This window comes from Halioglobus japonicus, assembly GCF_001983995.1.
In the GTDB taxonomy this organism is placed as follows: domain Bacteria; phylum Pseudomonadota; class Gammaproteobacteria; order Pseudomonadales; family Halieaceae; genus Halioglobus; species Halioglobus japonicus.
Genome location: NZ_CP019450.1, coordinates 2,645,203 through 2,667,970, shown reverse-complemented (window position 1 = coordinate 2,667,970; position 22,768 = coordinate 2,645,203). Strand labels below are relative to the sequence as shown.

The following is a 22,768-nucleotide window of genomic DNA, read 5'->3' as shown; positions in this document are numbered from 1 at the left end:
ATTATATGACCGCGAATAATATTGAAAGCGCCCTAAGTCGATTGTTTGCCAAACATCGTATTGTCTTCTGGTATGACAGCAAACAAGAGCTACGCAGTGAGTTCGAAGCACTGGATCTGGCTGATGTTGAAAAATTGGAAATAGCCAATAATGAGTTTGGTATCAAACAGCGGATTTTAAGGGAGTCGCCTAAACAGCAGTTTCTGCTCTACAAGGAAGGCAGGCAACCCAAGCCTTTAGAGAACTGGCTGTTGGATGTCGAGCTGGCATTTACGACCTTCCGTACCGACCAGGTGGCTATATGGTTAAGCGAGCTGGAGCTGCCCAATGAATTTGCTGAGGTTGTCGAAAACCACAGTGCGTTCTTTGAACCTGGCAGAGCACCGGCTCAGACCGCGAAGCGCAAAGAGGCGCTAAGGAAGCTGCTTACAACTGAAGATTCTCTACCGCTGGTGCGGATGAAGATGTTATCTGTCTGTGCCGGGGCAACTAAGAAAGGCGAAGACAGAATAGACAATGTGCTGGAGCTACTATTAAGCGAACTTCAGAAATCGACATCACCTCTTTATAGCATTATTGAGAGCTGTAGCCTGGATGAGTTCTTATGGCAGCAAGTGGGCAGGCACTATGGCTACCATACCGAAAGCCCCAGTATTAAGGATTTTTCTATTGAGCTATTTAAATCCTGTTATTCAATGGGGCTGGATACGCCAGTTAATAATGATCCAATTAAGCTAAACAGCAATGCGCTGGTATTCTTTAAGCGCTGGAAAGACAGCCGTACCCATGAGACGAGCTTTGAGGCTTTATCTGAAGACTGTGCCGAGATTTTAAATATCGAAGCGGATCTGGTACATCGGGAATTGAAAGAGCTGATCGAGCTGGATTACTTTGAGCTGATTGATAAACGTGTGATTTATGAATTAGTGACGGCTGTGGAGCAGCGGACTATTCCGCAGGGTGAGATCGCCCTATGGTGTCGCCAGCGTAGGCAGGGCCACTGGTATAGCAAATATCAGCATCTTTATAGTGCGGTAGATGTAGCCAGTCAGTTCTTGGCATTACTGGATGCTGTGCAGCTTTCTATGGCTAATAGCACAGAGGCAGTGCAGGGCTATACCAGCCACTGGTATAAGCTTGATCAACTCTACCGCCAATATATTTATGCCTTGAAGGTTTCTGCCCAGAATACTTTGTTGAGTTCGCTGACCGAGCAGATCGAGAACCAATACACCAACCGCTACCTGTTGCCACTAAACAACGCCTGGCAGCAGCATGTGGATGCAATGCCAAATTGGCAGGTACCTGATGTTACTTCGCAGGCTCAATTTTATAGAAAGTGGGTGAAGCCCTATCAGGATAAAGACAAAAAGATCTATGTGATTATTTCTGATGCCTTCCGCTATGAGGCGGGGCATGAAATGGTGAGCCGTATCCGCCAGGAAGACCGCTATCAGGCCAAGCTGGAACACGCCCTGTCATCACTACCTAGTTACACCCAGTTGGGTATGGCCTCGTTACTACCTCAAACTTCGGAAACCCCCTTGCAAATTGCAGAGAACAAGACCGGCACGGTCGCTATGGGAGCACAAAGTACCCAGGGCCGGGAAGGGCGGGATAAAGTACTAAAACGCTTGCTAGGTGAGCGGGCTGGCGCGGTATTAGCAAAAGACCTGCTAGAGCAGAATATCACTGAAAACCGTGAGCTGCTGAAAGGTCATGACCTGCTGTATATCTACCATAACCGCATAGATCATACCGGCGACAAAATGCAGTCAGAGGGTGAGGCTTTTGAAGCCACTGAGAAAACCTTTGATGACTTGATAAAGTTGATCAAAAAATTGGCTAATGCCAATGCCAACAATATCCTGATTACCGCCGATCACGGTTTTATCTACCAAAACAAACCCCTAGAAGAGAGTGACTTCCTGCCAAACGATGTTAAAGGCGAGGTGCTTTATAACGATAGGCGCTTTGTATTGGGTAAGGACTTAAAAAGTAGCGATGCTTTGAAATATTTCAGTGCTGATAAGCTGAATCTGGCTGGTGATGTCGGCGCTGTCATCCCCAAGGGTATTCAACGCTTGCGCTTGAGTGGTTCAGGCAGCCGTTTTGTCCATGGTGGCGCCACGCTCCAGGAAACTGTAATCCCAGTTATTAGTATAAACAAGAAGCGTCAGAGCGATATAACCGCAGTCGAAGTGGATGTTCTACGTGGGGGGACAAATGTAATCACTTCCGGGCAATTATCTGTCACGTTGTACCAGACCGAGGCCGTGACTGATAAAGTACAGCCTAGGACCCTACGTGTGGGCCTTTACACGCGGGACGGCAAGCTGATCTCAGATAGTCACAAAATATCGCTGGATCTAGCCTCAGAGAACCCACGAGAACGGGAAATGAAGCTACGATTCGTTTTAACCCAAGAAGCGGATGGAGCTAATAACCAGGAGGTGATGTTAACACTGGAAGAGCCAATAGTTGGAACTAACCAACATAAAGACTATAAGCAATTGCCATATACCATTCGTCGTTCCTTTACTAGCGACTTTGATTTTTGACGGCTAAGTTTGGCCCTAATCGTGAAAAAGGATTTTCTGAGGTTTTGTGATGAATGATCTAAATAATAAAATATGCGATCTCTTTGCCGGGCTTGTGGTACGTAAGGACCTAGTAAAAACAGTAAAGGGCAATGCCATTGTCCCTTCCTATGTACTGGAATATCTACTCGGTCAATATTGTGCCACCAATGATGAAGACAGTATTGAAAGTGGTATTCAAACAGTAAAGAAAATTCTGGCCAAGCACTATGTGCACCGCAACGAAGCCGGTTTGATTCGTTCTACCATTCGAGAGAAGGGTGCACACAAAGTCATCGATAAAGTCAGTGTAGCCTTGAATGACAAAAAAGATTGCTACGAGATGGCGTTCTCTAACCTTGGCATAAAGAAGGTACTGATAGATTCAGGAACGGTAAAGAAGCACCCAAAACTTTTGGTTGGTGGCGTTTGGGTAATTGCTGATCTCGAGTATTCCCACTCAGAGGAAAAGGATTCCAGTCCTTGGATCTTGGGTGCAATTAAGCCTATTCAAATGTCGCACTTTGATTACGAAAGTTACATCAAGGCTCGAAAACAATTTTCTCTCGATGAATGGATTGATGTTCTGGTTCAAAGTATTGGTTTCGATCCAGAGTACTTTGGAAGAAGAAGTAAGCTAACGCAACTCGCCCGACTAATTCCATTCTGTGAGCGCAATTACAACCTAATTGAACTTGGCCCGAAGGGCACAGGTAAGTCACACATCTATTCAGAATTTTCGCCCCATGGCATCTTGATCTCTGGGGGGGAGGTCACTGTACCGAAGCTATTCGTTAATAACTCTTCAGGAAAAATTGGGTTGGTAGGGTATTGGGATACAGTTGCCTTCGATGAGTTTGCGGGCAAACAGAAGAAAATCGATAAAGCGCTGGTCGATATAATGAAGAACTACATGGCGAATAAGTCGTTTTCTCGCGGTGTTGAGACCCTTGGAGCAGACGCTTCCATGGTTTTCGTTGGAAATACGGAACATAGTTTGCCCTATATGCTTAAGCATAGTGACTTGTTCGATGCGCTCCCCGAAAAATTTTATGACTCCGCGTTTCTTGATCGCCTGCATTACTACATTCCTGGCTGGGAAGTCGACATTATCAGGGGGGAAATGTTCTCTTCTGGATACGGTTTCGTAGTCGACTATCTTGCTGAAATTCTTCGCCATTTACGAAATCAGGATTTCTCTGACCAGTACAAAGAACACTTCTCCCTGTCATCCGATATCTCTACACGTGACCGGGATGCCATAAACAAGACTTTCTCCGGCCTGATGAAAATTCTCTTCCCGCAGGGAGGTGCGTCCACAGCAGAGATTGAAGAGGTACTCAAATTCGCCGTGGAAGGGCGAAAAAGGATTAAAGATCAGCTATTTCGGCTCGACACGACATACGCCGCCGTAAATTTCGCGTACTCCACCAATGTGGGCGAAGAGATGTCTGTTTCGACCCTGGAACAGATAGAGTATCCAAACTACTACAACCAAACAGTAGCGGCTGCGGATGACCTTGAACTGCCAGGGACGGAAAATTCAGACGGGGAGGGGGAGGCCGCTCATGCTATCAAAGATGCTAGTGATATTCTTTCAAATGCAAAGCAGCAGCATCTAACCTTTGTTGAGGGGCAGAAAGGAGTCTGCTACGACGAGCTGTTTAGCCCTTACCTTAAAGGCGCTAAACACATAACGGTTACTGATCCCTATATTCGGCTGTATTATCAAGCAAGAAACCTGATGGAACTCCTCGAAACGGCCAATAGGAACAAGGGAGATGAGGAAGAGCTCGTTGTCAGCCTCGTAACTGTAGAAGACGACTATAAAGGAGAGCAACAGAGAGAGTTCTTCGAACAGATTCAGACCTCAATGTCGACAGTTGGGATCAAATTCGCCTGGTCCTTTGATAACTCAGGATCGCAGCATGCTCGGCATATCACCACGGATACAGGCTGGAAGATCTCACTAGATCGGGGCTTGGACATATTTCAACGCTATGAGATGGGCGATCACTTTCAGCTAGCCAATCGCAACCAAAAGTACCGCGCCTGCAAAGCCTTTGAGGTCACCTACATAAAAATGGATACTTAGTCGCCTTTATTTCGAAGAAGAGCCTGGAAGGGGGCTAAACTATCTACAGGATGAAGGCTTCCTATCACAATATGTAAGAATTCAGCCGTCAAATTGGCCAGCTGACTCTTTGATTCTCCCTGGCTCGTCGAACCAATCTATTTTCACTGCATCACGCGGAACCGAGCCAGGACACTTCCTGGTGAGTTGCGGGTTCTTCCCCAAACAACAAGAGGGCTCTAGCAGAGTCTTTTCGCGTATAGATGTCTGATTCACTCGATTCAGAGTGGTAAAACGGACCATTTTGCAGCAGTCCTAATTCTAGTCCGAAAATCCATCCACAGTCCTATAGAAGGGCGGAACCCACAGTCCCTTACTGTGGATAGACTTGTGCTCAAATACATCATTTAACATAATATATATTATGCGCACATGTGGATAAATGAGCGTAAATACGCAGAGACTGCTATTTAAGTGTTTTAAGCGCGATTTGGGCCTTAATTGGCTATGTGGATGAATGTTGCTGAGGAACTTCGGCGGCGACTGCTAGTCGATTAACTATGCGCGAGCCGACTCTCGTTACAGCCACTGCTCCCCGTACACCGTTGATTGCAGGTGCGCTGCTGCTGTCGCTGTTGTTACATGGCTTGCTGGTTGGTTGGTGGCTGCATCGTGACATCAACAAAGAGCCACCGCGGTCTCCGTCCACGCGACTGGCCGTCCAGTTCGCAACAAGCCTTGCTGATCCAACGCTACAACCCGAACCGCTGCCGGCGCCCGCTGAACCCAAAAAACCCACTGAACTGATAGATATCACAAGCGCTGAAATTGACCTGGTACCACCAACAGCTCCCACCAAAACGATTTCAGGCCAAAAACAGCCCTTGGATAAATCGCCATCTGTCGCGCTGGAACTTGATCAGGATGTGATTGCAGATATCGTCCGCAGTATTGAGGCTGAGTCCGTGGTCACTGAGCAACTGACAGATACGGGCGCCGTGGTAATGGATACCGCACTGGCCGCTCACCTGAATGGCGCGCCCCGACGCGTTGTTGCGGCTCAGGACACCACGCCAGGCGATAGCAGCTATATGGGGGGCGCCTGGGTGGATATGGTGCGCATGGGTGACCGATGTTTTCGGGTGGTTCGTCCCGATCCACTCGATCCGGTGGGCCACGAGGCCTGGTATCGCGTCGCCTGCAAGTAGTTGCAAGCATCACCCTGGGGACGAATGCGCACTTAATAACGTTATTATGTTAAATATACGTAGCGCCACTGTAGCTCTGCTTGGCAGTTTACGCTGAAATAACCTTGCCGGGATTAAGAATGCCTTTGGGATCGAGCGCGTGTTTTAGAGTGCGCATCAGGTCGATTTCGATCTCGCCTTTGGAATACGCGAGGTAGTCGCGTTTCTCCAGGCCGATACCATGCTCGGCTGAAATGCTGCCGCCCAGGTTGCGCAGTTCACCGTAGACAACCTCTTCCACCGCCTTATGATCGGGGATATTACCCACGACCAAGTGGATGTTGCCGTCGCCAAGATGGCCAAACACGACGACGCGGGCCTCGGGTAACCGTTTGGCTAAGCCCTGCTCCATGGCAGCTACATAGGTCTGCATGTCACGCAACGGTAGACTGATATCAAACGCCGCCATTGGCGCCATGGCCTCAATCAAGGACGCGACGTCGTCGCGCATGGCCCACAATTGCTCTGCCTGTTGCCCGGACTGGGCGATCACGGCGTCGGCGATTGTCCCCTCCTCCATCAGCTCACCCAGTACCGAGGTAAACAACGCCTCCTCGCGATCCGGGAACTGACCTTCGGATTCCACCAGTACGTAATACGGGTAATCGACGGGTAGAAATGTTTGGTGGGTGGCCAGTTCTTCAACCATAAAGCGGTAGTGATTGGCCCACATCACTTCAAAACTACTGAGCTTACCTTCCAAATGACTTTGCAGATGCCTGAGTAGCGCTGCCACGTCGTCAAAGCTATTCATGCCCAGAAAGGCAGTTTGACGAGCGTTGGCCGCTGGCCGCAGGCGCAGCACCGCGCGAGTGACAATGCCCAGCGTACCCTCGCTGCCGATAAATAACTGCTTCATGTCATAGCCGGCATTGTTCTTGAGCACCTCGTTGAGGGAACTCATGACCCTGCCGTCTGCCAGTACCACCTCCAGCCCCAACACCTGCTCGCGCATCATGCCGTAGCGCACCACGGCATTGCCGCCTGCGTTAGTGGCAACCAGTCCGCCAATTTGAGCGGAGCCGCGCCCGCCCAGATCGACGGCAAATTGCCAGCCGGCCTCGGCTGCGGCATCCTGCACAGATTGCAGCACGGCACCGGCCTGCACGCGCAGTGTGCCCGCATCCGGTTCGCAGTGTTCGATGTTCTGCATGCGTTCCATCGACAGCACCAGGTCGCCCGCCTCGCAGGTAATGCCATCCACCAGGCCGGTTAATCCGCCCCAGGGTACGACTCGCTGTTCCTGTGCGTGGCATAACGCCATGATCCGGGAAACCTCTTCGGTTGTGCGTGGGCGCACAATCGCCATAGCCGGGCACTCCCCCCTCCCCCAACTGTGATTAGGGCGGCTGCGCACATCGTCACCCGTCAGTACGCCATTGGCGCCGACGATCTGTTGCAGTTGTTCGATGAGGTTCATAGGCAGCTTTATTCCGTGATTCGGGTGCGCGCTTGGCGCGCAGTTATCAGGGGCAAAAGTGTGAATGTGTGTCGGTGACAATTCAACCCCGTGGGCCTGCGTCATGCTAAGGTATTGGTTTTATATCGGAAGCCAGGCATGAAAAACATTCTAGTGACCGGCGCCAATAAGGGCATTGGCCTGGCAGTCGCCAGCGAGATTTTACGCGCCGCAGCAGATACACACGTCGTGCTCGGGTCGCGTGATATGGCCCGGGGCCATGTAGCGGTTGCGTCACTGGTGGCGCAGGACGCCACCTGGGCAGATCGGATAACGCTGCTGGAACTTGACGTCTGTGATGATCAATCAGTGCAGCGCGCCCGGGATAGCTGGATGCAGGAGCGCCTCGATACGGGGCTTTATGGCATCGTCAACAATGCCGGGCTGGGCCAGGGTACGGTCGTCCAGACTGTGGATGTTAACGTGTATGGCGTGCACCGCGTCTGCGAGGCCTTCGCTCCTCTGCTTGGCCACGAGGGTCGCATTGTTAATGTCACTTCGGCGTCAGGCCCCAACTTTGTTGCCAACTGCTCGGCCGATCGTCAGGCGTTTTTCACTGACAAGACGATTGATTGGTCGTCGCTACAGGCGTTTATCCAGGAGTGTGGCGAACTCGAGCCTGACGTGGTCCAGCGCATGGGCTTTGGCAGTGATTCGCCTTATGGTTTCTCCAAGGCGTGTGCCAACAGCTATACCCTGTGGTTGGCAACTCAGCACCCGCAGCTGGTGATCAATGCCTGCACGCCCGGCTTTATCGAGACCGATCTGGGCAAGGAATTTCTCGGTGCTCGCACCCCGCAGGAAGCGGGCATGAAGCCGCCCGCCGCGGGTGCACAAGTGATTATCGAACTGCTGTTCGCCAGCCCCAGAGGCAGCGGCCATTACTATGGCAGTGATGCCCTGCGCAGCCCGCTGGACCGCTACCGGGCGCCGGGTTCACCGGAATTCACTGAGGGGAACTGAGATCATTCTGTCGCCGGCAAACGACCCCATATAAACTCTGCCCGCCTGGGCCACGGCAACGGTGGCCGCCCCCATGGGACTGCCTTTACCCGAGTACACTGGTTTTATGTCGGCCATGTCATCCGGGTTAATCGACACAATGGTGTAGGCCAGGCCACAGGATTGATAAGGCTGCTGGAAGCATGGCAGTACGTTGAACAGTTTGTCGGTATGGGTGGCAACCCACAGGCGTCCATCCGGGCCCCAGGCGCTGTTGTCGCCATTGGCAACCGGCGCTTTGTCGACCACCTCACCTGTGGCGATATCAACCTTCCACACCTCGCCGGTTAAATACATATTGGCGAACACGTGGCGGTTGTCTGCGGCTATTTCAATTCCATTGGGTTGTGCAGCTTCGGTGCCTGGAATGATGACCGGGCCTGTTTCCGGGCGCCAGTGCCACAGATCGCCGGTATTCATACCTAGGAGGCCTTTGGCGGTGGCCATGTTCATGCTGGTCTTGAACATGCGCGTGTAAATGACATCGCCATTGTTGAGGCCCACCACATCGTTCACAAAGGTTTCCGCGCGAGGCAGTACGCAGCCGCGCCAGCGCAGCTGGGTAGCATCGCCGCTGCCCAGCACTTCAAACAGCTCGATTCGCTCGCCCGAAGGGGCATGGTTAACCACCAGGTAGCGCCACCGGTTATTGTCCAGGCGGTGCAGGTGGGTACCGTGAGGGCTTAACGTGGCCGCATCCAGCACGGGACAAGCGCTGTCTCCCCAACGATGTAGCGCGTTATTAACGTGCGTGTCTGCAGTGATGAGCGGTGTGAGGCGCTCGGAATCCGTATCAAACAGCGAGATGCCGCCCGAGTCTTTTCCCATATGGCCAAAATGAGCGAGCAGCAGGTGGCGCTCGTCAGGCAGTGCGGCAATATCCTCTGGCGTACCAATGTCACAGTACACGCGCGTATCGCCCGTTGCCTGACAATCGTTGATCGCAATATGCGGATCACTGCAGGCAGCAAGTAGAAAAATCAGGCTCAACGTGAGCAGGCATTGACGTGTCATAGCAACCCCGGTTGTTATTAATATATCGATCTGCGCAGGTCTGACTGATTCAGGGCATGGCTCCGGCCCAGCGAATCGCTTCAGTAATCAGCGCCTGGAATTCAGGTATCTGGTAGGTCGCAGCCTGATGACCAATCGCCGTATAAAACACTCTACCCTGCCCCACCGAATGTCGCCAGGTGATGGGATGTTCGCCCGGCATAGTATCAGTGCCGAAGATACTTTCGCCTTTCTGGCTGTAGGAGTCTTCGTCGAGTGTCAGCAGAATGTCGTAACCCTTGCCCCGTGGGTTCTGGTCAAAGGCATACCACTCTTCCTGGGCGATCCGCCAACGGTCGGGCAAATGTGCAGTCATGCCTGATTCCAGTTCGCTGCGCAGCACGTCTGCATCCTGAAATTGCGGGTGCATGGTATGTCCTATGAACTGAGCGCCAATGAGCGTATCCACGTACCACTGCCATTTGTACTTCGGGTCGCCGCCGGCGGCGTGAATGCCTATCCAGCCGCCGCCCTGTTCGATGTAACTTTTTAAAGCCACACGTTGATCCGGGGTGAGTACATCGCCGGATACATTGTTCCATACCACCGCCTTGAAACGCGCCAGGTCCTGCGCATTGTGCGTGGCTGCATTGTCAGTCAGGGTAATGTCCCAACCTTGTGCCCGCGCGATATCCAGCAGCATGTTTTCACCGGCAGGCATGGCGTCGCGGTGGACAAAGCCGTTGGCCTTGGTGAGGACCAATACCGCGGGACGGGTGTATTCCGGCAGCTCTGGCGGTTCGTATTCATAGACATTGCGCTGGATCATCCCGGTGTAGCGCCCGAAGCCGTAGGCGGCCAGCGCCAGCAGGCAAACCAGCACGAGTAGCACCTTCCAATTCATCAGTTTAGCCATGCGGACATTCCTGTTAGATCAGGCCTTCAGCCAGTTGCCGGGCGGCGTAATCCGCGGCTCGCGCGGTGAACGCCATGTAGGTGAGCGACGGATTCACGCAAGACGACGACGTCATGAACGAACCATCGGTGACGAACAGGTTGGGCACGTCGTGTGCCTGATTGTATTTGTTCAGCACGGCCTGGGCAGGATCATTGCCCATACGTGCGGTGCCCATTTCATGGATACCCTCGCCGGGTATGCTCATGTCCGTGCCGCCCGGTAGTGTGAGCACGGCCCCGGCCGCTTTCATCAGGCGGTCTGCCTGGCGTCCGGCATCGGCCTGCATATTGATTTCGTTGTCGCTCCAGGTGAAGTCAAAGGCCACCTGGGGGATACCAAATCGATCGACTTTGTTCGGGCTGAGGAACATGCGGTTACTCTCCCTGGGCAGGCACTCGGAGAAATACGAGAGTACCCACAGCCACTGGCCGGGCTTGCGCAGCGAATCCTTGAGGTCTGCGCCGAAGCCTTTGCGATTGAAACTGGTGCTCCAGTCCATGCGCACGGTGTAGGTCTGGTAGCCGTAGCCGCGGATAAAATCAGCGTCTTCGTCCTGGCCCTGCAAATTGCGAAAACGCGGGATGTACAAACCGGTAGGACGGTTACCGCTGTAGTAACTGTCCATGTTATCGAGAAAGACACCCATGCTGGATGTTCCCAGGGCGTGGTCCATCATGTACTTGCCCAGGGCACCACTGCTGTTGGCGAGGCCATTAGGGAACGCGTCGCTTTTGGAGTTCATGAGAATCTGGGTAGACCCTATCGTCGACGCACACAGGAAAAACAGGCGAGCACTGTAACTTGCGCGCTCGCCGGTCTGGGTATCGATGACCTGCACGTCACTGATTTTGCCCGTCGCCGGATCGTGGATAAGTCGTTCTACGACGGCATTGGCGATAACGGTGAGTCGACCTGTGGCTTTCGCCGCCGGCAGTGTCGAGCTTTGGGAACTGAAGTAACTTCCGGTGGAGCAGCCGCGCGGACAGGGGCCGCAATAGTGACAGGCACTGCGGCCTGGCAAGTCTTCGGTCAGAATAGCGACGCGGCTATTGGTGAGCGTGACGTCAGGTGCTTTTTTCTTCAGCCGTTCGCCAATGGTTTCCTCCAGCGCGTACCAGGGCATGGGCTTTTGAAATTCGCCATCGGGCAGCTGAGCCAGGCCTTCCTTGCGACCATTGACGCCAATGAACTTCTCGACATGACTGTACCAGGGCGCCATCTCCTCATAGTCCACCGGCCAGGGTATGCCGTGCCCGTCGCTGGCATTGGCTTGGAAGTCCTGCGGGCTGAAGCGATACGTTTGCCGTCCCCAGATCAGAGAGCGTCCGCCGACAACATCTGCCCTAGCCCACATAAAGGGCTTGTCGGGATTGTCGTCATAGGGGTTCTGTTTATCGTTGTTCCAGAAATGGCGGGTCGCCTCGTTAAAGGAATGCGTCACCCTGCTCTGCACCGGATACTCTTCTGCGTAAAGCTCCCGGGGTTTTTTGGCCTGATAGGGAAATTTCCAGCTCGGCGCATGCTCGCCAACGTAATCGACACTGTGTCTGATGGGCTTGCCGCGGTCCAGCACCAGCACTCGCAAGCCTTTTTCGGTGAGTTCCTTGGCGGCCCAGCCACCTGAAATTCCGGAGCCCACCACAATAGCGTCAAAGTCGTATTGCGTACTGTTAATGGTGTCACTCATGATTCAACCACTCCCGCCCAGGTACTGTCGTTCGGTGACAGCGGCAGATGGCCGTCGAACTGCATGGGCATTGGGTTATAGCGTAAGACTTCCTTGGCGCCGCGCTCGGAGGTAAAGAAACCCCAGATAGTGAGCTCCTTTAACTGACAGATAAATGGCGCATCGCTGATGAAGTCGCGCTGCACGTTGCCGAATTCATACCAGGGGTGGTCGCTGGCAGCTGACTCCAATGCCTCGAGTATGTCGCGTTGGGCTGGGGCTGTGAGTCGGTCAAAGGCCATGCCGTATTGCTGTGGAATGCGCGTTTCGAGATCAATCATGCCGGCGTCGAAGATGGCCCGTTCGGTCGCGTTAAACCAGTCGGAGACCATCAGTTCGATGAAGTTGGGCACACCCGCGTCGATAGCGCCAGGCGTGTCACTGCGTGGGATAATCGTTTCGCAGGCCGCCGCGAGAATCCGCCGCTGCGCCGCTGACAGGTAACTGGCCTTGCCAGCGTTGTAATTTGGCGCCGTGGCCAGATGAGCGCGCTGTGCATCCGACAGTGCCAATCCGAGTTGGCTGGCTGTCATGCCGCTGACCATTACCGCCGCACATTGTAGAAATTCTCGTCGATTCATGCTGTTTTACTCCGCGCAAAGATCCCGGACAACAGGCCTATCAATAGGGTAACGACCAGGCACGCCAGGCCGCGGTACTCCCAGATACCAAAATAATAACCGCCTGCCTTGAAAGCACTGTAACCCCAATAAACCGGTTCGATTCCGGTGAGGTGATAGAGCTCGTAGAAAAGAACGGCCGTGGCCGGCAGCAGGAAGTAAAGATACAGGCCGATCAAAATCGCGATGGCCCAACGCTTCGGATTCCACATATGCGCCTACCCCAGATGCCTGCGAATAAAAGCAATGCCATCCCGATAGAGTTGCTCCGGGCTATCAAAGGCATTGCGCCACACGTTTGCAGCCTCTGCCAGGCCAGGGTCTGAGGTGCCGAACGCTTCGATTACCAGCCAGCCTGAATAGTTAATATCCGCCAGTGAGGCAAAGGTCCCTGCCCAATCCACCTGTCCGGTACCCAGCGTGCCGCGGTGGCTTTCGCTCAGGTGAACATGGTTAATACTGTGCTCAATCGACTTGAGCGCAACAGCGGGCACCGGGTCTTCGATGTTTGCGTGGTGGGTATCGTAGTGCACGCCAACATTGGCGAGGCCCACCTGCTCTACCATGCGGTGGCCATCCGCCGCCGTATTGATCAGGTAAACCTCAAAGCGATTGAGTACTTCCAGGCCGAGCTTGAGGTCGACGCCAGCGGCGTACTCGCCTGCTGCACGCAGGTAGTCTGCCGACCAGTCCCACTCCTGCTGGGTGGCGCCACGTCCCGTGAAGTACTTGTGGGCCTGGTATATGCCGCCGATGAGGATCTCCGCGCCTATGGTCGCCGCATCGTCAATGGCCGCTTTGATGTTTTCCAGCGCCGCTGCTCGAATGGCAGCATCCGGGGAGATGGGGTTGGTCTCGGGCCCGACAAAGGCCGATGCGGTGCGCGCCAGGTTGAGATCTTCACAAGCACTGGCCAGCGTTTTCAGGTCCGCTGCGCTGTGGCCACTCATGGGTATTTCTACACCGTCGTAGCCCGCTGCGGCCAGGCCCGCAAAAACGGGAATACTGGCCGGGGTGGTCTCCACACCCCAGAGCAGCATGTTCATGCCTATTTTGACGTTCAATGTGTGTCACCCTGCCCATGGATGGACTCGGCACCATCACCGCCGCGCTGCCGGTCATAGAGCCAGATAACCCCGAATACCGGCAGTAACAGCAGCGGAATCCAGGCGACTGATTGGAACGATTCTACCGAAGCGTATCTCACAGCGGCTTCCATGGCCTCAGGTGACAGCGTGGCGAGTTGGTCGGCGCCACCGGCGGCTTCGGCCTTGGCCGCATCGAAAATGCCGCCCATGCGCGGCAACACGAACTGGATCGACATACCGCCGGCAAAGCCCATCAGGCCCATCGCCATGGCGCCTCCGCGGGGGAAACGCTCGCCGACAATGCCGAGCATGGTCGGCCACATGTAGCACACACCAATGCCCCACACGGTCGCCGCGGCAAAGGCAAGCGCCGGGGTGTTGGCCAGGCTGAGGAGGTAAAGCCCGATGCCGGCTGCAAGGCAGCTGACAAACATCAGGCCTACCGATGAAATACGCTCGACAATGGGTCCCGCAAAGTGGCGCATCACGAACATGAGTGCGCTCACATACACCAGTAACAGAATGCCCTGCATGCCGACAATGTTGGACAGGGCAATATTGACCCACTGCCCAGGGGCAAGCTCAGCTGCCGCGGTGAGGAACATACAGGCCCAGAACACCCAGAAAAGTGGGCGCTTGAGCAATTCTGCAAACATGTCGCCATAGCTCACACCGGCGGCAACACGCTCGGTTTCCGGAAACTGTGAGCTGGCCACCATCCAGGCCAGCACGACCGCCGGGATTAGCAGCACGAACATATTGATCTCCCAGGGAATGCCCACGGCGCTAATAGCCACGCCCAGCAGCCCGCCGACAACAATGCCTGCTGGCCACCAGGCGTGCAGGATGTTTAAGCGGTGGGTTTTTTCCTCGGGGAACAGAGCTGCAACCATAGGGTTTGAGGCTGCCTCCACTGCGCCCCAGCCCAGCCCTGTTAACAACAGACTTGCCAGCACAACCATCTCCACCGTGGGGCCTACTGGCATCACGGTGGCCGCGAGCAGACCCAGCGCGCCGGCAATATAGCCCAGCGCCGACAGCAGCAGCATGCGCTTCATGCCCACCAGGTCGACCAGGGCGCTGCCAAATAGCAGCGTCAGTGCAAAGCCGGTAAACGTAATCCCAAGTGCTTCGCCGACCATGGCGGCAGAATTGGCCAGGTCGATCTGGTCGTATATGTCGGCCTGCAAGTTGGGCGCGATATTGGCACGGACCGCGAATCCCAGGCCAATCATGAATATGGACAGATTGCCCACGTAATAGAGACGCTTGCGGTTGATCTCGGTATTGGTCATCACATGTTCCACTATTGTTATTGTTAGTCTGGTTTATTCGATGCCGAGTATACGCCGATTGGCGGCATCGTCGGTGCCTGCGCCGGCAAAGTCATCGAAGGCTTTTTCTGTCGTGCGAATCATATGGCGCTGGATAAACTCAACACCCTCCGCTGCCCCGTCTTCGGGGTGTTTCAGACAGCACTCCCACTCCAGTACGGCCCAGCCGTCGAAACCGTACTTGGCAAACTGGCTGAAAATACCGGAAAAGTCTACCTGGCCATCGCCCAGAGAGCGGAACCGACCGGGACGATCTTTCCAACCCTGGTAGCCGCCATACACGCCGCTGCGACCATTCGGGTTGAATTCCGCATCCTTGACGTGAAACATCTTGATTCGCTCGTGGTAAAAGTCGATGAACTGCAGGTAATCCAGCTGCTGCAGCAGAAAGTGGCTGGGATCGTAGAGAATGTGTGCTCGAGGATGTTGGTTAGTCGCGTCCAGGAACATCTCGAAGGTAATGCCGTCGTGCAGGTCTTCGCCCGGGTGAATTTCATAGCACAGGTCCACCCCGGCCTCGTCGAAGGCATTTAGAATGGGCGTCCAGCGTTTGCCCAGCTCGGCAAAACCGGTCTCCACCAACCCCGCGGGACGCTGCGGCCAGGGATACATGGTGTGCCATAGCAAGGCACCTGAGAAGGTCGCATGGGCATTGAGTCCGAGATTCGCGCTGGCTTTGGCGGCAAGGCGCAATTGCTGTACGGCCCACTCCTGACGCGCACTGGCGTTGCCGCGCACGGCTTCAGGGGCAAAGCCATCGAACAACTCATCGTAGGCCGGGTGAACCGCCACCAACTGTCCCTGCAGGTGCGTGGACAATTCGGTGATCTCGACGCCGTTTTCACGGCAAATACCCTGCAACTCCTGACAGTAGTCCTTGCTGTCGGCAGCCTTTTCAAGATCGATGAGGCTGGACTCCCAGGTCGGCACCTGGACGCCCCGGTAGCCGAGGTCACCGGCCCATCGGGTAATGTTTTCCAGCGAGTCGAAGGGCGCCTTGCTATCGATAAACTGGGCGAGAAAAATCGCGGGTCCTTTCATGATCGTTTCCTTCGGTTAAAGGTGTTCGAGACGATGCCATTTGATGTCACTACTTCCGGCCCGCACAGCGAGTTCGATAAAGGCCATGCCACGCACGGCTTCGGCGATGCCGGGGCAGTCGGCGCTGCGCGCATCCGGAGCAACGCCCTGCTCCACGGCGTTTATCTGGCCTGCAAAAGCGACATAGAGATTGGCGAAGGCTTCCAGATAACCTTCGGGATGCCCCATGGGCGTGCGGGTATTCGCCGCTGCCATGGCGCCCAGGTAGCCTCCCCCGGTGCGCAGCATCTGGGTGGGTCGGTCGGGCCATTTGAGCCATAGGGTATTCGGCTCCTGTTGCGACCACTCGAGGCCGCCCAGCGTGCCGTAGACACGGATGCGCAATGCATTCTCCTCGCCCACGCACACCTGGCTGGCGTGTAGCAGGCCTTTGGCACCGCCGCCAAAGCGCAGCAAAATAGAGCCGTCGTCATCCAGGGTGCGCCCTTCCACGAACGCAGTGAGGTCAGCGCAGATATCCTCGATCTGCAAACCCGAAACATACTCCGCAAGATTCGCCGCGTGTACGCCGATGTCGCCCATGCAACTGCTGACACCGGCCCGGGTGGGATCGAGTCGCCATTCGGCCTGCTTGTTGTCGGCGTCTTCCTGGCGGTCGGCGAGCCATCCCTGCGGATATTCAACAACGACCTTACGCACCACGCCGAGTTCGCCGCGGGCTATGCGCTCGCGCGCTTCCTTGACCAGTGGGTAACCGTTATAGGTGTGGGTCAGTCCGTACAATTGTCCGGTGGCAGCGACGATGTCTCTGAGCGCTAGTGCCTGAGCGAGGTCAAAGGTGGCAGGTTTGTCCGAGAGGACGTGGAAGCCCGCTTCCAATGCGGCTTGGGCAATCGGAAAATGCAGATGATTGGGCGTGACAATGGCCACAAACTGCATACGCTCCGTCGCGGGCAGTGCCGCCTCTGCTGTCAGCATCGCCTCGAAGCTGGGATAACAGCGTTGTTCGTCTAACCCCAGTGCCAGACCTGAGCGCAGCGCCCTGTCCGGATCGCTGCTGAACGCGCCGCAGACGAGGTCAATCTTGCCGTCCAACGCCGCCGCCATCCGGTGCACTTCACCGATAAAGGCCCTTCGCCGCCACCGACCATGCCCATTCTGACCCGGGTCATCGCCTTTACTCCCAAAGATTATTGATAGTCGCCCCTGCAGTGTGCCGTTCCATGATCCACATTGCTTGGAAAATTTCCGTTATCATTAGAATAATTTCAGCGTGCCAGACCTAATATGACAAATCTTGTTTTCGACTCCCTTGACCAGTTACAGACACAACTCGGGGTGCTGGAGTTGGTTCCGGACACCCATGCATGGATGAAGAACACCCAGGGCGAGTTTGTTTACGGCAATACCCTGTTCACCGCGCGGTTTGGTATGGGGCACCCCGGAGAGCTGCTGGGTAAGACCGACTTTGATCTCGCGCCTCCCGACCTCGCACAGCGCTATACCGAAGATGACCGGCGCGTACTTGCCGGTGGTAGGGTGAACGATCGCCTGGAGATGATCGGGTCTGCGGCTGAATCGCTGGAGTGGTTTCTCACATCGAAGTGGCCGGTGTTCAACGCCGCGGGCGCAATCATTGCCAGTTTTGGCATGAGCCGTCATCTCAACCCGAGTGAGCGCACTGCCATCCCCTATCGCGAACTGGATGTGCCCATACGCTACATCCAGGCCCACTTCGCCGAGAGCCTGTCCGTAGCCGATCTCGCCAATGCCAGTAATCTTTCCGTCAGCGCACTCGAGCGTCGTTTTCGGCGGCACCTGGGCAAGACACCACACCAATACATTATTGAAGTCCGCCTGGAACACGCCAGGCAACTGTTGCTTGAGACAGACATCCCGATTGGCGCGATCGCGGCTGAAACCGGGTTTGCCGATCACAGCCACTTAAGCCGCAGCTTTCGCCAGCACTACGGTCAGTCCCCAAGCAGTCTGCGCCGCTAGGATCAAGGCAACTCCTTGATACGGATATTCCGGTACCACACCTTGTCGTAGTGGTCCTGGAAGCCGATATGGCCCTTGAACAAGCTGCCGTACTTGGGCCGAGAGGTGAATTTGCTCTTTTCGTAAAGGGCCTTCCACTCCGGACTGCCCTGTTCGAACTGCGCAGTGATGCGGCCATTGAGCCAGAATTCGACGTTTGCACCGTCGGCGATAATGTGCACCTCATTCCAATAACCCGCCGGTTTGGAGGTATCGTGATCAGGCACAATCATGTCGTAGTAGGCACCTGCGCGATGACTGGGGATGCTGGCGTCTTTGTGCAGTGCGTTGTCGAGCACCTGCATCTCATAGCCGGTGTGGTGCATGGTGCGACCACTTTCATCGGCGCGGATAAAGATGCCGCTATTGCCGCCCGGGCTGATGGCCCACTCAAGTTTCAGCTCAAAATTGGCGAACTGCTCGCGGCTCATAAGATCGCCACCCCAGCCGACTCTGGCCAGACAGCCGTTCTCGATCGCCCAACCCGAATTGACGGAATCCTCTTTGTAACTGCGCCATTGGTCAAGCGACGAACCATCGAATAGCATGCGCCAGCCGGTGCTCTGTTCCTCTCCAGTCAGCCCGCTCACACATTCCGCAGGATCGATGACGGGATCGCTTCCACAAGCACTGAGACTCCACACGAAGACCGTGCCCAGCAGGGTTCTTATTATCATATCCGTCATTCCTCAGTGGAGCGCGTAGTTTAGTCCGAGGCGAATACCCACGCCCGGGCAGGGGAATCCAACAGCAGTATAGTAATCCTCTTCGAACACATTATCCGCAGACAGCGCGATGCGCCAGTGGTTTGCAAGTCGCCGGTTAACGCTCAGATCGAGAAGGTGGTAGTCGTCCAGAGTCGATTGAACGGCCTCTCCCGTGTAGTGATACAGTGCGGCCGCGCTCCACCGGGGATTGATATCCCAGGTTTTTGAAATGGCAAACGGCGGGGCGGCAAACAGCCGCTGGTCGTACTCCAGTGTAATCAACATCATTTTCGCACCACTCGCCAGGGCATGACTCATTTTCTCAGCGTAGCGCTCGCGCATCGGTCTGGGCAAAGCCACCAGCGCTGCGCGGTCAAACACTGCCGCACATTTAGCGATATCTTCGTCGGGCATGTCGACGTAGTCACCCTGGAGATAAAGCAGGCCTATCGCGCTGTACGCGCGCAACTGTCCTTTGTTCTATTGCGTGTGGTCGATCCCATGTTCGGCAAAAAACGCTTTGGCGGCTGTAGCACTCACTTCGTTGGCGAGCACAGGGTGACTGCGCATCAGCCAGGCAATATCCAGGGTTTTACCTGCCAGGGGTACGAACACAGCTTCCACTGCGGCAACGTCCAGTGATTCCCAGTATTGCGCCAGATGCCGGTTGGTCTCGCCTTCGTGAAAACCAATTTTGCTGTTAGTCCAGCGGTCCTCCCAGAATGAGGCTTCCATCTCAGGCTACCTGGCCTGATATGGCTGCCGCCAGTGCCAGGCAGCGTTGCGCCTCTTCGACATGCAGTGCCTCAACCAGGCGGCCGTTTACGACGACGACGCCTTTGCCCTCGGCCTGCGCCGCCTCAAAGCCTGCGATAATTTCGCGAGCGGCAGCGATTTCAGCATCGCTGGGTGCGAAAGCCGTGTTCGCTGCGGCCAGTTGTTTGGGGTGAATCAAACTCTTGCCATCAAAGCCGAGGTCTCGTCCCTGCTGACAGGCGAGCTGGAGTGCCTCATCGTTGTCGAGGTCCAGCGCAACGCCGTCGATCACATCCAGGCCATTCGCTCTGGCGGCATAAACACATAGATTCAGCGCGGCAATGAATCCCAGACGGTCCGGTGTGTGCCTGACCCTGGTGTCCTTGGCCAGATCAGAGGTGCCCAGCACAATACCCGCCAACCGCGGGTGCGCTGCAGCGACTTCACCTATATTCAGTATACAGGCAGGCGTTTCGGCCATTAGCCAGATGTCGATATTGCCATCACAACCGGCGCGGTCTACGGCTACAACGGCCTGTTCGACATCTGCAGCGGTAGATAGCTTGGGCAACAACAGACCTTGCGGTGGCGCACCACAGGCAGCAATCGCGGCGAGGTCATCAGCTGCCCAGGGCGAATCCATGGCATTGGTACGAGCAATGACTTCACGACAGCCGTAGCCACCCTCTTCCAGGGCCGCAACAACCTGTTCGCGAGCGACTTGCTTCGCTTCAGGAGCTACTGAATCTTCGAGGTCGAGAATTAGGCAGTCGGCTGGCAACTGGCGAGCCTTATCCAGAGCGCGCGGGTTGGAACCAGGCATATACAGCATGGATCGGCGGGGGCGTACAGGCATATTTTCTTCCAGGCTAGATAGACAATAGGCGCGAGTCCCGACGGCAACCAGTTCACTGTTGAACCGGCGCCGAAGGTCTGCGCGCGTACCATATCAAAGTAGCGTGTCGGGGACGAAGCCCCGCAGCGATCTATTCGAAAATTTCACCTGCAGCCAGCTTGTCCGCGACAATGGCGGGTGCTTTGAAGCGTTCGCCGTAGGCCGCTTCCAGCTCGGCGCAGCGGTCGATGAAGCGCTGCAAACCGTAGGTGTTCACGAACTGGATAAAGCCGCCGGTCCAGACCGGTGCGCCAATACCCATGATTGAGCCGATGTTGCCATCGGCCACACTGCGCAACACGCCTCCTTCCAGACACTTGAGCGACTCAATGACCTGGCGGAACAGCAGGCGATCCTTGATATCCTGGGCCGGAAGATCAGTTTCCGGCTTGTGGTAAAGGTCGAGTAGCGTTGGCCACAGCGAGCGACTGCCGTCCGCGGCGTACTCGTAAAAACCACCGCCGTGGTGGCGCCCGCCTCGTCCGTGATCATCGACCATAGTGGCAATGACTGCGCGGCCGACACTTCCGTCACCCCATTGATCGAGAACGCCCAGATCCGCGTGGGTTTGCCCTGCTTTTTTAGTGAGTTCCAGGCTGACTTCATCATGAACCTGCAATGGGCCTACAGGCATACCAATCGCCTTGCCAAGATTATCCACCTGGATGGGATGCACCCCGTCGACCAGCAGCTGCATACCCTCGTCGAGATAGGTGCCGAAAGTTCGGGAGGTGAAGAAGCCCAGTGAGTCGTTCACCACAATCGGTGTTTTGCGAATCTGTTTGCAGTAGTCAAACGCCTTGGCCAGGGTGACATCTCCGGTTTGCTCGCCACAGATGATTTCGACCAGTGGCATCTTGTCTACGGGTGAGAAAAAGTGAATGCCTATGAAGTTCTCAGGCTTGGTGGCGACCTCTGCCAACTGGGTAATGGGTAGCGTGGAGGTGTTGGAGCCCCAGATGCCGTCCTCGGCCATATATCCCTGCAGATCTTTGGTGATCGTGTGTTTGAGCTCCATGTTTTCGAACACCGCCTCAATCACAAGATCGCAGCCCTGCAAATCAGCATCCTCTGCGGTTGGCTTGATCAATGCGAGAATGGCGTCGGCCTTTGCCTGATCCATGCGTCCCTTGGCGACCCGTTTGGCCAGCAGCGTCTCGCTGTAAGCTTTACCCTGGTCTGCAGCTTCCTGACTAATGTCCTTGAGCACCACCTCGATTCCGGCCATGGCAGACACATAGGCGATGCCCTGCCCCATCATACCTGCGCCCAGTACGCCAACTTTAGTCGTCTTTTGAGGTTCGATATCTTGCGGTCTGCTGGCGCCTCCATTGACCTTGTTCATACCGAAGAAGAAGGTACTGATCTGGTTCTTGGCCTCAGGAGTGATGGCCAGCTCTGCCAGACCGCGGGATTCGACCACAAGGGCGGTATCGAGGTTGAGACGCGCTGCCTCTACCGCACAATCGAGAATTTTAATCGGTGCCGGCAGTAAGCCGCGGGTTTTCTGGAAAAGCATGGCTGGCGCGGCGGTAATCATCTGCGCATTGGCAGGGTGTGCCGCATTGCCACCGGGGATCTTGTGGCCTTTGACATCCCAGGGCTGTACCGCTGCAGCCTCATTGTCTTTATTTTCCAGTATCCACGCCTTGGCGCGGGGTACCAGTTCATCGACTGACGCTACCGTTTCATGAATCATGCCTGCCGCCAGAGCTTTTTCGGGGCTGACACGGGTTCCCTCCAGTAGGTATGGCAGTGCGGCCTGTAAGCCGAGCAAATTAACCATGCGAACCACGCCGCCACCGCCGGGGAGCAGGCCGAGGCTGACTTCGGGCAGACCTAACTGCACGGCCCGATTATCCCAGGCGATGCGATGATTACAGGCCAGGCAGATTTCAAAACCGCCACCCAGAGCAGCGCCGTTAATGGCCGCGACGACTGGCACGGGCAGTTTCTCCAGTGCCCGCAGCTGGCCCTTGGTGAGGTCCAGTTCCTGCATAAACTGAGGGATGTCCTCTTCCCGGGCGGCCAGCAGGTCGTACAAATTGCCGCCGGCGAAGAACACCTTTTTGGCCGAGGCCAGAACCACACCGGTCAGGCCCTCTTCTTCCTGCAGCCGGGTAATGGTATCCCCCATGAGCTGCCGATACTCTTCGTTCATTGAGTTGACGGGGCCGTTCATGTCCATGGTGACTGTAACGATGCCGTCTGCGTCTTTTTCGTAAATAAATCCGCTCATAATGTTTCCT

At 55.4% G+C, this 22,768-nt stretch carries 18 protein-coding genes and 1 pseudogene; 5 read left to right on the top strand and 14 right to left on the bottom strand.

Features of this window, described 5'->3' with window-relative positions; translation table 11 throughout:
* Positions 1–5 precede the first annotated feature (5 nt).
* From pglZ to BST95_RS19760, 3 genes are all read left to right on the top strand, one after another.
* Positions 6–2,561 carry a BREX-1 system phosphatase PglZ type A gene (gene pglZ, locus BST95_RS12605; protein ID WP_084199894.1) on the top strand — a complete coding sequence of 852 codons (2,556 nt, stop codon included), beginning with the start codon at positions 6–8 and terminating at the stop codon, positions 2,559–2,561.
* 49 nt (positions 2,562–2,610) lie between these two features.
* Positions 2,611–4,674, top strand: a complete 2,064-nt coding sequence (gene brxL / locus BST95_RS12600) for a BREX system Lon protease-like protein BrxL (protein WP_084199892.1) — start codon at positions 2,611–2,613, stop codon at positions 4,672–4,674.
* An 863-nt stretch (positions 4,675–5,537) separates the two neighbouring features.
* Positions 5,538–5,861, top strand: coding sequence for a hypothetical protein (locus BST95_RS19760; RefSeq protein WP_157114486.1), 324 nt, complete (start codon positions 5,538–5,540; stop codon positions 5,859–5,861).
* Between the two features lie 88 nt (positions 5,862–5,949).
* Here BST95_RS19760 and BST95_RS12590 read toward each other — a convergent pair whose 3' ends face one another.
* The gene (locus BST95_RS12590) at positions 5,950–7,320 is read right to left on the bottom strand and encodes an FAD-binding oxidoreductase (RefSeq protein ID WP_084199888.1); all 1,371 of its coding nucleotides are present in this window, start codon (positions 7,318–7,320) and stop codon (positions 5,950–5,952) included.
* Between the two features lie 138 nt (positions 7,321–7,458).
* Between BST95_RS12590 and BST95_RS12585 the strand changes: the two genes are divergently transcribed.
* Entirely contained in the window at positions 7,459–8,322 is an 864-nt protein-coding gene (locus BST95_RS12585; RefSeq protein WP_084199886.1) for an SDR family NAD(P)-dependent oxidoreductase, read from the top strand.
* On the opposite strand, the gene BST95_RS12580 is transcribed toward BST95_RS12585, so the two are convergent.
* The 9 genes from BST95_RS12580 to BST95_RS12540 are packed head-to-tail and all read right to left on the bottom strand — an operon-like array spanning position 8,296 to position 17,228.
* A complete protein-coding gene (locus BST95_RS12580) occupies positions 8,296–9,375 on the bottom strand; it encodes an SMP-30/gluconolactonase/LRE family protein (RefSeq protein ID WP_084199884.1) in 1,080 nt (359 codons plus the stop codon). The genes BST95_RS12585 and BST95_RS12580 overlap by 27 nt on opposite strands.
* A 49-nt stretch (positions 9,376–9,424) precedes the next feature.
* Positions 9,425–10,270: a ThuA domain-containing protein gene (locus BST95_RS12575; protein ID WP_084199882.1), complete on the bottom strand. Its 846-nt coding sequence runs from the start codon at positions 10,268–10,270 to the stop codon at positions 9,425–9,427.
* A 13-nt stretch (positions 10,271–10,283) separates the two neighbouring features.
* Positions 10,284–11,999 (bottom strand): GMC oxidoreductase, encoded by a 1,716-nt coding sequence (locus tag BST95_RS12570; protein ID WP_084199880.1) that lies wholly within the window; start codon positions 11,997–11,999, stop codon positions 10,284–10,286.
* On the bottom strand, positions 11,996–12,619 hold the full coding sequence (locus tag BST95_RS12565) for a gluconate 2-dehydrogenase subunit 3 family protein (protein ID WP_084199878.1): 624 nt from the start codon (positions 12,617–12,619) through the stop codon (positions 11,996–11,998). Before BST95_RS12565 ends, BST95_RS12570 begins: the two co-directional genes overlap by 4 nt.
* Positions 12,616–12,870 carry a hypothetical protein gene (locus BST95_RS12560; protein ID WP_084199876.1) on the bottom strand — a complete coding sequence of 85 codons (255 nt, stop codon included), beginning with the start codon at positions 12,868–12,870 and terminating at the stop codon, positions 12,616–12,618. Before BST95_RS12560 ends, BST95_RS12565 begins: the two co-directional genes overlap by 4 nt.
* Positions 12,871–12,876: 6 nt before the next feature.
* The gene (locus BST95_RS12555) at positions 12,877–13,722 is read right to left on the bottom strand and encodes a sugar phosphate isomerase/epimerase family protein (RefSeq protein WP_146004166.1); all 846 of its coding nucleotides are present in this window, start codon (positions 13,720–13,722) and stop codon (positions 12,877–12,879) included.
* The gene (locus BST95_RS12550; protein WP_084199872.1) at positions 13,719–15,041 is read right to left on the bottom strand and encodes an MFS transporter; all 1,323 of its coding nucleotides are present in this window, start codon (positions 15,039–15,041) and stop codon (positions 13,719–13,721) included. The genes BST95_RS12555 and BST95_RS12550 overlap by 4 nt, the downstream gene beginning before the upstream one ends.
* A 33-nt stretch (positions 15,042–15,074) precedes the next feature.
* On the bottom strand, positions 15,075–16,121 hold the full coding sequence (locus BST95_RS12545) for a sugar phosphate isomerase/epimerase family protein (protein ID WP_084199870.1): 1,047 nt from the start codon (positions 16,119–16,121) through the stop codon (positions 15,075–15,077).
* 15 nt (positions 16,122–16,136) lie between these two features.
* Positions 16,137–17,228, bottom strand: coding sequence for a Gfo/Idh/MocA family protein (locus tag BST95_RS12540; RefSeq protein ID WP_240500190.1), 1,092 nt, complete (start codon positions 17,226–17,228; stop codon positions 16,137–16,139).
* Between the two features lie 180 nt (positions 17,229–17,408).
* On the opposite strand from BST95_RS12540, the gene BST95_RS12535 reads away from it, so the two are divergent.
* The gene (locus BST95_RS12535; protein ID WP_084199868.1) at positions 17,409–18,122 is read left to right on the top strand and encodes an AraC family transcriptional regulator; all 714 of its coding nucleotides are present in this window, start codon (positions 17,409–17,411) and stop codon (positions 18,120–18,122) included.
* 2 nt (positions 18,123–18,124) lie between these two features.
* On the opposite strand, the gene BST95_RS12530 is transcribed toward BST95_RS12535, so the two are convergent.
* The 4 genes and pseudogenes from BST95_RS12530 to BST95_RS12510 all read right to left on the bottom strand — a co-directional run bounded on the left by BST95_RS12530 (position 18,125) and on the right by BST95_RS12510 (position 22,758).
* Positions 18,125–18,838, bottom strand: coding sequence for a 3-keto-disaccharide hydrolase (locus BST95_RS12530; protein WP_169843933.1), 714 nt, complete (start codon positions 18,836–18,838; stop codon positions 18,125–18,127).
* Positions 18,839–18,850: 12 nt separating this feature from the next.
* Positions 18,851–19,603 (bottom strand): annotated as a pseudogene (locus BST95_RS20985) (class I SAM-dependent methyltransferase).
* Position 19,604: 1 nt separating this feature from the next.
* Positions 19,605–20,480 carry an HpcH/HpaI aldolase/citrate lyase family protein gene (locus BST95_RS12515; protein ID WP_169843932.1) on the bottom strand — a complete coding sequence of 292 codons (876 nt, stop codon included), beginning with the start codon at positions 20,478–20,480 and terminating at the stop codon, positions 19,605–19,607.
* 130 nt (positions 20,481–20,610) lie between these two features.
* Positions 20,611–22,758: a 3-hydroxyacyl-CoA dehydrogenase NAD-binding domain-containing protein gene (locus tag BST95_RS12510; protein ID WP_084199858.1), complete on the bottom strand. Its 2,148-nt coding sequence runs from the start codon at positions 22,756–22,758 to the stop codon at positions 20,611–20,613.
* Positions 22,759–22,768: the final 10 nt, after the last annotated feature.